Annotated in this window: 11 protein-coding genes; 4 read left to right on the plus strand and 7 right to left on the minus strand. The window is 69.0% G+C overall.

The window, feature by feature from the left end; translation table 11 throughout:
• Positions 1-26: 26 nt before the first annotated feature.
• Genes ACZ6JY_RS11395 through ACZ6JY_RS11405 form a run of 3 tightly spaced genes read right to left on the minus strand, consistent with a single transcriptional unit; the run spans position 27 to position 3,245 of the window.
• Positions 27-908, minus strand: coding sequence for a carbohydrate ABC transporter permease (locus ACZ6JY_RS11395; protein ID WP_469194633.1), 882 nt, complete (start codon positions 906-908; stop codon positions 27-29).
• A gap of 4 nt (positions 909-912) precedes the next feature.
• Positions 913-1,878, minus strand: a complete 966-nt coding sequence (locus tag ACZ6JY_RS11400) for a carbohydrate ABC transporter permease (protein ID WP_469194635.1) — start codon at positions 1,876-1,878, stop codon at positions 913-915.
• Positions 1,878-3,245, minus strand: coding sequence for an ABC transporter substrate-binding protein (locus ACZ6JY_RS11405; RefSeq protein WP_469194637.1), 1,368 nt, complete (start codon positions 3,243-3,245; stop codon positions 1,878-1,880). The genes ACZ6JY_RS11400 and ACZ6JY_RS11405 overlap by 1 nt, the downstream gene beginning before the upstream one ends.
• 364 nt (positions 3,246-3,609) lie before the next feature.
• Here ACZ6JY_RS11405 and ACZ6JY_RS11410 point away from each other — a divergent pair, with 364 nt between their 5' ends.
• Entirely contained in the window at positions 3,610-7,893 is a 4,284-nt protein-coding gene (locus tag ACZ6JY_RS11410; RefSeq protein WP_469194639.1) for a discoidin domain-containing protein, read from the plus strand.
• 98 nt (positions 7,894-7,991) lie between these two features.
• Positions 7,992-8,999 (plus strand): LacI family DNA-binding transcriptional regulator, encoded by a 1,008-nt coding sequence (locus ACZ6JY_RS11415; RefSeq protein WP_469194641.1) that lies wholly within the window; start codon positions 7,992-7,994, stop codon positions 8,997-8,999.
• A gap of 30 nt (positions 9,000-9,029) precedes the next feature.
• Here ACZ6JY_RS11415 and ACZ6JY_RS11420 read toward each other — a convergent pair whose 3' ends face one another.
• On the minus strand, positions 9,030-10,517 hold the full coding sequence (locus ACZ6JY_RS11420) for an amidase (RefSeq protein ID WP_469194643.1): 1,488 nt from the start codon (positions 10,515-10,517) through the stop codon (positions 9,030-9,032).
• 137 nt (positions 10,518-10,654) lie between these two features.
• Here ACZ6JY_RS11420 and ACZ6JY_RS11425 point away from each other — a divergent pair, with 137 nt between their 5' ends.
• Positions 10,655-11,251 (plus strand): TetR/AcrR family transcriptional regulator, encoded by a 597-nt coding sequence (locus ACZ6JY_RS11425; protein WP_469194645.1) that lies wholly within the window; start codon positions 10,655-10,657, stop codon positions 11,249-11,251.
• A gap of 8 nt (positions 11,252-11,259) precedes the next feature.
• Here the strand turns inward: ACZ6JY_RS11425 and ACZ6JY_RS11430 are convergent, their stop codons facing one another.
• Positions 11,260-11,964, minus strand: coding sequence for a B3/B4 domain-containing protein (locus ACZ6JY_RS11430; RefSeq protein WP_469194647.1), 705 nt, complete (start codon positions 11,962-11,964; stop codon positions 11,260-11,262).
• 80 nt (positions 11,965-12,044) lie between these two features.
• Positions 12,045-12,695, minus strand: a complete 651-nt coding sequence (locus tag ACZ6JY_RS11435) for an FMN-binding negative transcriptional regulator (protein WP_469194649.1) — start codon at positions 12,693-12,695, stop codon at positions 12,045-12,047.
• A gap of 259 nt (positions 12,696-12,954) precedes the next feature.
• Here ACZ6JY_RS11435 and ACZ6JY_RS11440 point away from each other — a divergent pair, with 259 nt between their 5' ends.
• The gene (locus ACZ6JY_RS11440) at positions 12,955-13,578 is read left to right on the plus strand and encodes a helix-turn-helix domain-containing protein (protein WP_469194651.1); all 624 of its coding nucleotides are present in this window, start codon (positions 12,955-12,957) and stop codon (positions 13,576-13,578) included.
• Here the strand turns inward: ACZ6JY_RS11440 and ACZ6JY_RS11445 are convergent.
• Positions 13,544-14,386, minus strand: coding sequence for an SDR family NAD(P)-dependent oxidoreductase (locus tag ACZ6JY_RS11445; protein WP_469194653.1), 843 nt, complete (start codon positions 14,384-14,386; stop codon positions 13,544-13,546). The two genes, ACZ6JY_RS11440 and ACZ6JY_RS11445, sit on opposite strands and share 35 nt — an antisense overlap.
• Between the last annotated feature and the right edge of the window lie 51 nt (positions 14,387-14,437).

Here is a 14,437-nt window from a genome sequence, read left to right on the forward strand (position 1 = left end):
GGGAGGCGGGGAGGGAGGAGCGCGGCTCAGCCCTTGAGGCTGCCGGCGCTCAGCCCGGCGACGATGTGGCGCTGGAAGACCAGGAACAGCGCGATCAGCGGCAGGGACGCCATCACGAGCCCGGCGACCAGGCTGTTCAGCGGGGTGTCCTGGGCCACGCGCTGGAGGAACACGCTCAGCGGCTGCTGTGCCGGGTCGGGCAGCACGAGCAGCGGCCAGAGGAAGTCCTTCCAGGCCGTGACGATGGAGAGGATGGAGACCACCGCGAGGATCGGCCGGGCCAGCGGGAGCACCACACGCCACATGGTCGTCAGCGGCCCCGCGCCGTCGACCTTGGCCGCGTCGAGGAGTTCGTCGGGGATGCGGTCGAAGAAGTTCTTCAGGATGTAGATGTTGAAGGCGTTGGCGGCGGCGGGCAGCCAGACCGCGCTGGGGCTGTTGATCAGGTTGCGGTTGAACAGGGGGACGTCCACCACGGTGAGGTAGACCGGCACCAGCAGGGCGGTGGCGGGCATCATCAGGGTCAGGAGCATCGCGCCGAGCACCACGTTGCCGAACCGCGGGCGCAGTTTCGACAGCGCGTACGCGGCCGGCACCTGCACCGCCAGTTGCACGAGCCAGGCCCCGCCGGCCAGGACGACGGTGTTCAGGAAGTAGTCCGCGAGGTCCATCTCCCGCCACGCCTTGGCGTAGTTCTCCGGGTGCCAGCTCTCCGGCACGTAGGTGGGCGGGTTCTGCGCCAGCTCCGTGGAGGACTTCATGGCGCCGGTCGCGGCCCAGTACAGCGGCACGATGAAGGCCAGCGTGAACAGCACGAGCGCGACGGTGAGCGTCGACCAGTAGACGAGCCGTCCCTTGCGCGTCCTGAGGACGGCGGGACGGACGAGGGTGCGCATCGAGGCGGACATCCCCTCACTCCTTCGCGGCGCGGGTGACCCGCAGGTAGAGGGCGGAGAAGGCACCGAGGACGATCAGGAGCAGCAGGCTCAGCGCGCTGGCGGTGCCGAAGTCGTTGTAGACGAAGGCGTAGCGGTAGACCAGGAACATGACGGTCACCGTGGAGTCCTCGGGGCCGCCGCCGGTCATCACGTACGGCTCGGTGAACACCTGCATCGTCGCGACGATCTGGAGCAGCAGCAGGACGAGCAGCACGAACCTGGTCTGGGGGATGGTGACGTGGCGCAGCCGCTGCAACACGTTGGCGCCGTCCAGCTCCGCGGCCTCGTACAGCTCGCCGGGGATGGTCTGGAGCGCGGCCAGGTAGATCAGGGTGGTGGTGCCCATGTTGGCCCACGTCGAGACGATGACCAGGGAGATCAGCGAGGTGGACGAGGAGTCCAGCCAGGCCGAGGTCGGCAGGTGCAGCGTCCGCAGGATCTCGTTGAGCAGCCCAGGGCCCGGGTCGTAGAACCACTTCCACATCAGCGCCACCACCACGGGCGGCAGCATCACGGGCAGATAGACCAGGACCCGGAAGTACGCGCGCGCGTGCCGGAACTCGTTCAGGAGCACCGCGGTCAGGAACGGCACCGCGAAGCCGAGCACCAGCGCGTACAGGGTGAACAGGCCGGTGTTCTTCCAGGCGGTGAGGAACAGCGGGTCGTCGACCAGTTTCCGGAAGTTGTCGAGGCCGGTCCAGGTGTTCCCCGTGGCGAAGTTGACCTCCTGGAAGCCGAGGAACACATTGCGGATGATCGGCCACCACGAGAACAGCGCGAAGACCACCACTGCGGCACAGAGGAACCCGTACGCCGTCAGGTTCTCGCGCAGCGCGCGACGCCGGGCCGCCCGCCGCCCCCCTGCGGCGGCGGGGGACGGCGGCTGCGCGGACGTGGGCCGGGCAGGTGTACGGGGTGGCGTCTTGAGCGGCATGCTCATCAGGAGGCGCTGTAGATCGCGTTGACCCTCTTCTCGGCGTCGTCGAGAAGCGCGTCGATGTCGGTGCCCTTCTTGGTGAGGACGGACTGCATCGCCGAGTCGAGCACCGCGTAGACCTCCTGCGCCTTGGGCGGCTCGATCACACCGGGCACGTTCGGCGCGGAGTCCATGAACGCCTGGTAGTTGCCGGTCGGCATGTTGGCGTTCTCCTTCTTGACCTTCTCGATCCGGTCGCGGACCGAGCCCTCGAAGATGTCGGGGACCGTGGGCATCGGGATGCCCACCGGCAGCTCGGCCTCGGCGTAGTCGGCGACGTTCTTCTCGATCAGCTCGGGGTTGAGGTAGCGCCACTGGATCCACTCGACGCCGGCCTTGATCTTCTCCGGGGACGCCTTGGGGTTGAACATGTAGCCCTCGCCGCCGAGCAGCGTGCCCTTGGCGTCCGGCACGGGCGCGAGAGCGTAGTCCTTGTACTTGCCGCCGAACTGCTTGGCGATGACGGTGATGTTGTCGGCCGCCGAGACGTACATGCCGAGCTTGCCGGAGCCCATCATGCGCTGGACGTCCTCGACCTGGAGCAGTTGCTTGCTGCCCATCGAGTCGTCCTTCCAGCGCATGTCGTACAGGTCCTGGAAGGTGGCCTTGCCCTCGGGGGTGTTGAATGCCGCCTTCCACTTGCCGCCGCTCTCGGCCGCGACCCGGCCGCCGCGGGAGTACAGCTCCGCGGTGAAGTGCCAGCCGCCCTGGTTGTTCTTGGAGAAGTCGGCGTATCCCACCGTGTTGTCGCCGAGGCCGGCGATCTTCTTGGCCGCCTTGCGGACGTCCGCCCAGGTCTTGGGCGCCTGGTCGGGGTCGAGGCCCGCCTTCTCGAACAGGGCGCGGTTGTAGATCAGGCCCATCGAGTAGTTCGACGTCGGCAGGCCGTACTGCCGGCCCTTGTCGTCCTGGAAGATCTTCATCAACGGGTCCTGGATGTCGCCGCGGCGCGGCATGTCCTTGACGGCGTCGGTGATGTCCGCCGCCTGCTTCTTCTCGATCAGGGACCGGGTGTCGGTGAAGTAGACGTAGAAGACGTCCTCGAGCTTTCCGCCGGCCAGCTTGGCGTTGAAGGTCTTCGGGTCCATGAAGCCCTCGTGGGGCACGATGTCGATGTCCGGATGGGCCTTCTCGAACTGCTGCACGTGCTTGTCGAAGAGCTCGCGCTCGAAGGCCTGGGTCTTGGGCGGCTGCCCGTTGACGTCGAGCGTCACCTTGCCGCCGGAATCCGATTCGGCTCCGTCGCTGCTCGTGCCGCAGGCGGACAACGGAACCAGCGCGAGAACGGCGGCTGTGGCGAGCGAGAGCGCACGGCTGCTCGTGGATGACATCGGGGGACCCCCTCCGGGTCGTGCTGTCGTGCTGTGGGTGCTGCGCGGGTGCTGTGCAGGTGCTGTGTGGGTGCGGCGCATACATAACCACCGCCGCAACCGTGCGCGCAATAACTTGTACGAAGTTTGCAAAAAACCGCTCAGGCGCTGAAGTGCCGCGATGAGCACCCCACTTGAACCGTCCCGACCTGCTGGATCGGGCGGGGGAACCGCGATGCTTGGTGCTGCGGGGCCCCAATGGGCCCTACAGGGGGGCGGTAACGACTTCCGCGCCCTCTGTAGTCAACTCGACAGAACTCTGCAATTCTCCCACTCTCCAACGCGAAATCCTGCGTGACATGAGAGCGAAGGAGCCACAAGAGCCATGCAACGCATCAGCGGCGCCGTGGGCGCCGCCCGAAGATCCCACCGGTGGTGGCGGCCGTTCGCCGCCGCGCTCACCGCGAGCCTGCTCCTGCTGGGCCTGCCCGCGCTGCCCGCCATGGCCGCGGGCGGCCCCGACCTGGCCGCGGGCAGACCCGCCAAGGCGAGCAGCGCCAAGGCCGACCATTCCGCCGGGCAGATCACCGACGGCAATCCGGGCTCGTACTGGGAGAGCGCCTCCTCGAACCTGCCGCAGTGGGTGCAGGTCGACCTCGGCCGCGCCACCCGCGTCGACGAGGTCGTCCTCCGGCTGCCGCCCGCCTGGGAAACCCGTAAGCAGACCCTCTCCGTGCAGGGCAGCGCGGACGGCGACAGCTTCAGCACCCTCGCCGCCTCGACCGCGCGCTCCTTCGAGCCCGGCGAGGGCAACACGGTCACGGTCCGCTTCGCCGCCGCGCAGACCCGGCACATCCGGGTGCACGTCACCGCCAACACCGGCTGGCCCGCCGCCCAGCTCGCCGAACTCCAGGTGCACGCCGCCGCCGACGCCTCGGTGAACCTGGCGCTCGGCAAGACCCTCAAGGCGGGCAGCCACACACAGACGTACACCGCGGCCAACGCCAACGACGGCAACCGCGACAGCTACTGGGAGAGCGACAACAACAAGCTGCCCCAGTGGATCCAGGCCGACCTCGGCGCGTCCAAGCGGATCGACGAGGTGGTGCTGCGGCTGCCCGACGGCTGGAGCGGCCGCTCCCAGACCCTGAAGATCCAGGGCAGCACGAACGGCTCGGACTTCACCGATCTGACCGCGTCGAAGGAGCACGCCTTCACCGCGGCCACCGAGCACTCCGCGACGCTCTCCTTCGACGGGGTCACCACCCGCTACGTCCGCGTCCTGATCAGCGCCAACACCTCACAACCCGCCGGACAGCTCTCCGAGCTGGAGATCTACGGCCCGGCGGGTGGCGACACCCGGGCACCCACCGCGCCCGAGAACCTCGCCCTCACCGAACCCGAGCCGGGCAAGGTCAAGCTCACCTGGGACGCCTCCGAGGACGACAAGGGCGTGACGGCCTACGACGTCTACGCCAACGGCGAGCTGCGCACCAGCGTCGCCGGTGACGTCCGCACGTACACCGACACCCAGCCCGCGAGCGCCGACGTCACCTACTACGTACGGGCCCGCGACGCGGCGGGCAACGCCTCGGCCAACAGCAACTCGGTGACCCGCAAGGGCGACAACGGCGACACCCAGGCCCCGACCGCGCCGACGAACCTGGCCTACACCCAGCCGTCGAGCGGTGAGACCAGACTGACCTGGGGCGCCTCGAACGACAACGTGAAGGTCACCGCGTACGACGTGTACGCCGACGGCAAGGTCCTGAAGTCCCTGGCCGGCGACGTGACGACGTACACCGACACCCGCTCGGCGCATGACACGGTCACCTACTCCGTGCGGGCCCGTGACGCGGCGGGCAACGTCTCGGCGCACAGCAACACCGTGACCCGGCCGGGCGGCGGCAACAAGAACCTGGCCGAGGGCAAACCCATCACGGCCTCCTCGGTGATCCACACCTACGTCGCCGAGAACGCCAACGACGGCCGGACGTCCACCTACTGGGAAGGCGCCGCGAACAGCTACCCCAACACACTCACCGTCAAGCTCGGGGCCAACGCCGACGTCGACGCGGTCGTCGTCAAGCTCAACCCGGACGCGGGCTGGAGTTCGCGCACCCAGACCGTGCAGGTCCTCGGCCGCGAGCAGAAGGCCGACGACTTCACCTCCCTGGTGGCGGCCAAGGAGTACACCTTCAGCCCGTCCGCCAACCAGAACACCGTCACCGTCCCGGTCTCCGGCAAGGCCGCCGACGTGCGGCTGCGTTTCACCGCCAACAGCGGGGCCACGGCGGGTCAGGTGGCGGAGTTCCAGGTCCTCGGCGCCCCGGCGGCCAACCCGGACCTGGAGATCACCAAGCTGTCGTACGCACCACAGACGCCGACCGAGACCGACGAGCTGACGCTGACCGCGACGGTCCGCAACCGCGGCAGCGAGGCCTCCACGGCCACCGACGCCGTCTTCCGCCTCGGCGGTGACAAAGCCGGCACGGCGACCGTGGGCGCGCTCGGCGCCGGTGAGTCGACGACGGTGAGCACCAAGGCCGGCGCGCGCCCGGCAGGCTCGTACCCCCTCAGCGCGGAAGCCGACACGAAGAACGAGGTGATCGAGCAGGACGAGGGCAACAACACCTTCACCAGCCCCGGCCCCCTGGTGGTCAAGCCGGTGGACTCCTCCGACCTGGTGGCCTCACCGGTGAGCTGGACGCCGTCCGCACCCACCAAGGGCAAGGACGTCACCTTCAGCGTCGCGATCAAGAACCAGGGCACGAAGGCGTCCGCGTCCGGCACCCACGGCATCACCCTGCTCGTGCGGGACGACAAGGGTGACACGGTGAAGACCCTGACCGGTGAGCACAACGGCACGATCGGCGCGGGTGACACCACGGCACCGGTCAAGCTCGGCACCTGGACGGCCGCGGGCGGCCGCTTCACGGTCAAGACGGTCATCGCCGACGACGCCAACGAACTGCCGGTCAAGCGCGAGAACAACACCAGCACCCGTTCGCTCTTCGTCGGCCGTGGCGCCGACATGCCCTACGACACCTACGAGGCGGAGGACGGCGTCCTCGGCGGCGGCGCGAAGACCGTCGGACCCAACCGCACCGTCGGCGACCTCGCCGGCGAGGCGTCGGGCCGCAAGGCCGTCACGCTGGACTCGACGGGCGAGTCGGTCGAGTTCACCGCCAAGCAGGACACCAACACCTTGGTCACCCGCTTCTCCATCCCGGACGCACCGGGCGGCGGCGGCACCGAGGCGACCCTGAACATCTACGTCGACGGCACCTTCCGCAAGGCGATCGACCTCACCTCCAAGTACGCCTGGCTGTACGGGGACGAAGCCGCCCCCGGCAACTCGCCCGGCGCGGGCCCGGCCCGGCACATCTACGACGAGGCGAACGTGATGCTCGGCGGGACGGTCAAGGCGGGCAGCAGGATCAAGCTCCAGAAGGACAGCGCCAACACCTCCCGCTACGCCATCGACTTCGTCGACCTGGAGCAGGTCGCGCCGAAGGCCAACCCCGACCCGGGCTCGTACGTCGTGCCCGCCGGTTTCGCCCACCAGGACGTGCAGAACGCCCTGGACAAGGTCCGCATGGACACCAGCGGAAAGCTGACGGGCGTCTACCTCCCGGCCGGTGACTACGAGACGAGCAGCAAGTTCCAGGTGTACGGCAAGGCCGTCAAGGTGGTCGGTGCCGGGCCCTGGTACACCCGTTTCCACGCACCGAAGACCCAGGAGAACACGGACATCGGATTCCGCGCGGAGGCGAGCGCGAAGGGCTCGTCCTTCTCGGGCTTCGCCTACTTCGGCAACTACACGTCCCGCATCGACGGCCCCGGCAAGGTCTTCGACTTCCAGAACGTCTCCGACATCACCATCGACGACATCTGGAACGAACACATGGTGTGCCTCTACTGGGGCGCCAACACGGACCGCATGACCATCAAGAACTCGCGGATCCGCGACATGTTCGCCGACGGGATCAACATGACCAACGGCAGCACGGACAACCTGGTCAGCAACAACGAGGCGCGGGCCACCGGAGACGACAGCTTCGCCCTCTTCTCGGCGGTCGACGCCGGGGGCGCGGACATGAAGAACAACGTCTACGAGAACCTGACCACGCTCCTGACCTGGCGCGCGGCGGGCGTGGCCGTCTACGGCGGCTACAACAACACCTTCCGCAACATCCGCATAGCCGACACCTTGGTCTACTCGGGGATCACCATCAGTTCCCTGGACTTCGGCTATCCGATGAACGGCTTCGGGAAGGATCCGACGACCTTCGAGAACATCACGATCGAGCGGGCGGGCGGCGCCTTCTGGAAGGGACAGGACTTCCCCGCCATCTGGGCGTTCTCCGCCTCGAAGGTCTTCCAGGGAATCCGGGTGAACAACGTCGACATCATCGATCCCACGTACCACGGGGTGATGTTCCAGACGAAGTACACGGGCGGCAATCCGGAATTTCCGGTGAAGGACACCGTCTTCACGGACGTCTCCATCTCGGGGGCGCCGATCGGCATCTACGTCAACGAGATGCCGGAGGCGGGCCAGGGCCCGGCCGTCGGTGAAGCCACCTTCGTACGGCCGAAGTTCAGCGACAACGGGCAGGACGTCAAGAACGACACGTCCACGTTCAAACTGACGATGCAACCCTAGCGACCGCACGGCCGTCCGTCCGTTCTGCGGGCGGCCGTGCACGTTACCCGCTCCCTGAACGAAACTCGTTTGCGTACCCTTGCGCTATTCTTGCGCCCATGACGCGACGACTTGCTCAAGTTGCGAAGAAGGTGGGGGTCAGCGAGGCGACGGTCAGCCGCGTCCTCAACGACAAACCCGGTGTCTCCGCCGCGACCCGACAGTCCGTACTGACGGCGCTGGACGTCCTCGGCTACGAGCGCCCGACGCAGCTGCGGGGCGAACGCGCCCGCCTGGTCGGCCTGGTGCTGCCCGAGTTGCAGAACCCGATCTTTCCCGCGTTCGCCGAGGTCATCGGCGGCGCACTCGCACAACAGGGCCTCACGCCCGTGCTGTGCACACAGACCAGGGGCGGGGTATCGGAGGCCGACTACGTGGACCTCCTGCTCCAACAGCACGTCTCGGGCGTCATCTTCGCCGGAGGTCTCTTCGCCGAGGCCGACGCGCCGCACGACCACTACCGTCAGCTGGCGGAGCGCAACATCCCGGTCGTCCTGATCAACGCGTCGATCGACGGCATCGACTTCCCCTGCGTCGCGTGCGACGACGCCGTCGCCGTCGAACAGGCGTGGCGTCACCTCGCCTCACTCGGGCACGAGCGGATCGGCCTGGTGCTCGGCCCCTCCGACCACGTCCCCTCACGCCGCAAGCTCGAAGCCGCCCGGGGCGTGGCGGAGGCCGCGGGCATGGAGCTGCCCGACGAGCACGTCGAGCGGTCGATCTTCTCGCTGGAGGGCGGCCAGGCCGCCGCTTCCCGTCTCCTGCGGCGCGGCGTCACCGGCATAGTGTGCGGAAGCGACCCGATCGCCCTCGGAGCGATCAGGGCGGCGCGCCGACGGGGACTCTCCGTCCCCGCCGACGTGTCCGTGGTCGGCTTCGACGACTCGGCCTTCATGACCTGCACGGAACCGCCGCTGTCGACGGTACGGCAACCCATCGAGGCGATGGGCCGTGCGGCGGTCGACCTGCTCTGCGCTCAGATCCGGGGCACGCAGACGCACCCCGGTGAGCTGCTCTTCGAGCCGGAACTGGTCGTCCGCGGTTCCACGGCGCAACTGCCCTCCTGAACCGCGCGGTCGGCCCGCCCGGCAAGCTGCTCACCGCCCGGTGTGGTCGCCCGCCCACACCGCGGGGGTACGTCCCGCCCACGGGCACGCACGCTCCAGTTGACCGGCCAGGCGGAAGAGGCGGCCCTCCAGCCCGTAACCGGCGGCGAACTGCATGCCGATCGGGAGCCCCGTCCCGGGGTCGGCCGTCAGGGGCACGGACATGGCCGGTGTGCCCGCCACGTTGAACGCCATCGTGAACGGCGAGCGGTCGTTGAGGCGGTCGATCCAGCCGAAGCCGTCCAACGCCTCACCACCCTCGGCATAGGCCCCCAGAGGCATGGGGAGCTCCGGCAGGGTCGGGGAGAGCAGTATGTCGTGCCCGCCACTCGTGTCATGGGTGTCGCGGGCCTCGCGGGTGTCGAAGTACCGTGCCAGGCTTCGGCCCACCCGGTTCCGCATCGAGAGCGCGGTGACGAACTCGGGGCCACTGACCCGCTGCCCGTAGTGGTAGCCCGCAAGGGTCTCCGGTTCCAGGGTCGAGGCGTCGACGGGCCGGCCGAAGGCCGCAGCCAGCTCGTCGACCGAGGCCGCGAGGTTCGCCGCCATCAGCCGGGCGCCGGCCAGGACGAACTCCTCCCAGTCGGCTCCGAGGTCGACCCGCGCCTCCTCCACCCGATGGCCGAGGGATTCGAGCAGGTCCACTGTGCGTGAGAGGGCGTCGGCCACCGGCGCGGTGGTACGGCGCCCACCCCATGCCTGGGTGAGCACACCGATCCGCAGCGGGCCCGGGTCACGGGTGACCTCCTCCGCGTAGCCGCGGCACGGCTGCTGGGCGAAGTAGGGGTCACCCGGCTCCGGGCCGCGGATCTGGTCGAGCAGTGCCGCACTGTCGCGCACGGTACGGCTGACACCGCCCTGCACGGCCAGGCCGCTGAAGATCTCGTCCATGTCCGGGCCCATGGAGACCCGGCCGCGCGTGGGCTTGAGCCCGAAGAGGCCGTTGTGGGCGGCGGGGATGCGGATCGAGCCCGCCGCGTCCGTGGCGTGCGCGATCGGCACCACTCCGGCGGCGACGGCCGCGCCCGCGCCCCCGCTGGAACCGCCCGCACTCCGCTCGAGGTCCCAGGGGTTGCGGGTCGGCCCGTACAGCGCCGGTTCGGTCGTGATGCTGTAGGCCATCTCCGGCGTCGTGGTACGCCCGAACGTCACGAGGCCGGCGCGGCGAAAGCGCCGCATCAACGCGGAGTCGGCGTGCGCGACGTTGCCCGCCGCGAGACGGCTGCCCAACTCCGTCCGCCGACCGGCCATGGAGACGCCGAGGTCCTTGATCAGGAACGGGACTCCGGCCAGCGGCGTGCTGCCCGGAGCCGGTTTGTCGTCGGTCGGCCATGTCTCGACAACGGCGTTGATCCGAGGATTCACCATCCGCGCGGCCTCGCGAGCGGCCGCTTGCAGTTCGGCGGGCGTCACGTCGCCCCTGGCCACCAGTTCCGCGAGGCCGACCGCGTCATGGCTCACGTATTCGCTGACTCTCACGTGTCACTCCAGCCGTAGATGAATACCGTTGAGTCCTGCCCGATACCGAGCGGTATCGGGCAGGACAGACTGGTACCGTAGCAGGTGCTGAGGGCGTCGAGGGCGTCGACCGACGAGACGTACGGAGCAGTGCAGTCATGACATCGACCGCCAGAAGGCCGAGCAGAGTGGCCAAGCTGCCGCCACGCGAGCGCATCCTCGACGCGGCGGAGGAGCTCTTCCAGAGCCAGGGGATTCATCGGGTGGGCGTCCAGGCGATCGCCGAGAGGGCCGAGACCACCAAGATGGCGATCTACCGCCACTTCGAGACCAAGGACGCGCTGGTCGCGGAGTGGCTGCGGATCGTCGCCGCCGACTACCAGGCGGCGTTCGACCGGGTCGAGACCGAACACCCCGACCGGCCGAGGGAGCAGATCCTGGGCCTGGCGCGATTCATCGCGGAGGGGCTGCCGACGATCTCGCACCGCGGCTGCCCGTTCATCAACTCCCTCGCCGAGCTGCCCGACCGCTCCCATCCCGCCCGGCAGGTGATCGAGGAGCACAAGGCCCGCCAGACCCGCAGGCTGATCGGCATGTGCGCCGAGGCGGGGCTGCCCGACCCCGAGCAGACCGCTGCCGAGATCACCTTCGTACTCGAAGGCGCGCAGGTCAGCAGGCAGAACGGGAGCATCGACCGGACGGGGGAGCGGCTGATGCGGATCGTCGAGGGGATCGTCGACCGTCACCGGGCCTGACGCGTGCGTCAGACGTCGGCGTCGGGGTGGGCGGCGCTGAGGTAGTGGACGGCGGTCTGCGCGGCGTGCGGGGTGAGCAGGTCGAGCAGTTCGTTCGCGGCGGCTTCGAGGAGGTGTCCGTCGCGGGTGGCGTGCAGGGTCTCCAGAGCGAAGGCGACGTGGGCGGAGTCCTCGGTGACCCGGGTGCGGTGGGCGTCGCGGTGGTTCCAGTGGCGGGTCAGGACGCCGGTGGCATCCACGTAGATGATCTCGCCGGGCTTGGGGTTCTCGACGGTGTCCGGCTCGCCGAGAGGGGTGAACTCCTCGGTGCCGTCGGCGTACCGGATGTCGATGTCGCCGGTGACCTGGCCGAGGTCGAAGGCGCCGGCGGGCAGGGCATGCCGGATGGAGACGGTGTTGTACGAGTCGACGGCCGGGTTGATCCGCGGCAGGGTGCCCTTCTTGGCCATGCGGCGGCCGAGCGCGTCGACGCTGGGCCGGATACGGCGAGGATTGGTGCCGAAGGACCGGTAGGCGGTGTGCCACGCCTCGATGCGCGGATCGGTCTCGTCGGCCGGCTGCCAGGCGCCGTCGGCGAGCTGCTGCTCCAGGTCCTGGACAGCGGCAGCGGTGGCGGGCCACGGCTCGTGGCCGCGCAGCCCGGTGGCGGTGACCACGGCGATACGGGTGTCGGGGAAGGCGTCGGTGACGGCGGGGCCGATGCGGAGGGTCATGGCGAGAGACTCAGTTCCTGTACGGGTAGGTGTACGTGGACGTGGATGGGCGGAGGGGGGCGGCGTTCGGTGCGGCGGGGTCAGGCCTTCCAGGGGCCGATGCGGTCCAGTCGGCGGCGCTGCTGCCGCGCGGTGGGTGTGTCGAGCCCCTGGCCGCGATCGGCGAGGCGGTCGGCGATGTCGGCGCGCTGCTCGACCGGCTTGTGGTCGTCGTACTTGAACTTGGCCCGTACGTCGGTGACGTCCAGGCGCAGGCCGCGGATGCCCGGCAGCATCCGGCCGTACGGGGGCTGGTCGGCGGCGACGGGGGCGTGGTCGCCGTCGGGCTGGAAGTGGGCGAGCTGGCGGCGCAGCAGTTCCGCCTTGGCTTCGGGCTCGTCGATGATGTGGGCGCGGCAGGTGAACTGGACGGCTGAGTAGTAGCTGGTGGGGACGCCGTCGACGGGCGGGGTGCCGTCCTTGGCGCGCCAGGGGCCGGGGATGAAGGCGTAGTCGCCGATGACGGTGAAGGTGACGTGCGGGTCGTGCTCGATCGCCTTCCAGGCCGGGTTGGGCCGGGCGAGGTGGATCAGCAGGTGACCCGCGTCGCCGCCGGTGAAGTGGGTGGGAACGGTGACGGGGGCTCGGCCGGGCAGGCCGTTGACGCTCAGGACGCCGAAGTCGTGGCCTTCGGCGACCCAGGTCTGCCACTCGGCGTCGTCCAGGCTCGTGTCCCAGGGCTGGATGAACATGCGGGTCTCCTGGCAGGGGCGATGTTGAGGGGCGGGGCGTGAGCACGTTCATCGGGCTGGCGGGTGCGGCGACCATCACCGTGCAGCAGAGCGATCACGCACTTCCCCAACTTTCACAATGGAACGACTCGACCGTACAATGAAACGACCGCCTGCTGTCAACCAAATGACCGGACGGTACATTCGAGCACTTGGCAGATAAGGGAAGTCCGGAGTCCGGAGCCCGGAGTCCAAGCCCATCCCGAGGAAAGGTGATCAGGTGCCCGAGGCAGAGGCAGCCCTGCGCACGCTCGCGCGCAACGTCAGAGCCGCCCGTACGCGCGCGGGCCTGTCCCTTGACGAGCTGGGCCGGCGTGCCAAGGTCAGCAAGGGCGCCCTGGTCGGCCTGGAGAGGGCACAGGGCAATCCGAACTTCGCCACGCTCGTCCGGCTCGCCGACACCCTCGGCGTCTCGGTGTCCGCCCTGATGGAGGGGTCGGCGGAGGGGCGTGTGCGGGTGGTGGCCGCCGACGAGGTCATGCCCTTGTGGGCCGGTGAGCAAGGCGGCGAGGCCCGCCTCATGCTGACCACCTCGGGACCGGCCCCGGTCGAGGTCTGGCGCTGGAGCCTGGAGCCCGGCGAGGAGTACCCCAGCCACCCGCACCAGGCCGGAGTCGTGGAGACCGTCAGCGTCACGTACGGCCGGATGACGCTGATCGTCGACGGCACGGAGCATGCTGTCGAGGCCGGCCAGACCGCCACGTTCGACGGCGACGCCCCACACGGTTACCGCGGCGCGGGCACCGACACGTGCCACCTCATCATGACGGTCCACATCCCACCCGGGCCGTCCTCACGCCCTGACGCCCTCACGCCTTCCGTCGAGACACCAGAGTCTCCGTGAGTCGGTGCAGGCGTAGAGCCGCATCCTGATCGAACGGTGTGCCTTTCAGGGGCAATTGGCGTGTGGCGCGATAGGCGGTGAATCGCGCGTCCGGCGGATCGTCGAGAAGGCGGTACATCGGGGTGACGGCTTTCGCCACGGAGGTGGCCAGCATGGCGAAGGAAGCCTTGGTGAGGGCCCGCAGCGGCTGCGGAAGGTGGTCGGGCATGCCGGTCGCCACGACGCCGGGGTTGTAGCCGATGTAGCGGATCGGGGTGCCGTCGTGCACGGCGGAGAAGGCCATGCCGAGCAGGTCATTGGCGCGGAAGGACTGCAGGGTGGCTCGGACGCCGTTGTAGCGGTGCTCCAACTGCGGATCCTCCCAGTGGATCCGGCCCAGAGGGACGCCGGGGGTGCCGACGTTCATGATGACCGGTCGCGGCGCGGACTCCAGTGACGCGCGTAAGCCGTGGCTCAGTACGTACCGACTCAGGTAGGTGAGGGCGAAGCCGCGCTCGAACCCTTCGGGTGTGACGATACGGGGCCCCGTGAACTGGTACCGCTGGGCGCAGAGGACGAGTTTGTCCACCGAGGTGCAGGTGTCGGCGATGGTGGTGACGAGGTCCGTGGCCGCCGCGACCGAGGTCAAATCGGCTTGCAGGAAGGTGACTCGGTCACCGGCTGACGCGCGCCTCGCCTCGGCCAGAAGCGCGGCTCCCTTGGCTGACGTACTGCCCACGGCGAGCACGCGCGCGCCCTGGCGCAAATAGTGCAGTGCGAGCCCCTTGCCGAGCCCGTCGGTTCCTCCGGTGATGACCACGGTTCGCATGCCTGAACCCTCCCTGCTCCGAGTGGACTCCATGCGGATACTGGATATCCG

Source organism: Streptomyces sp. NPDC046335, from assembly GCF_055587985.1.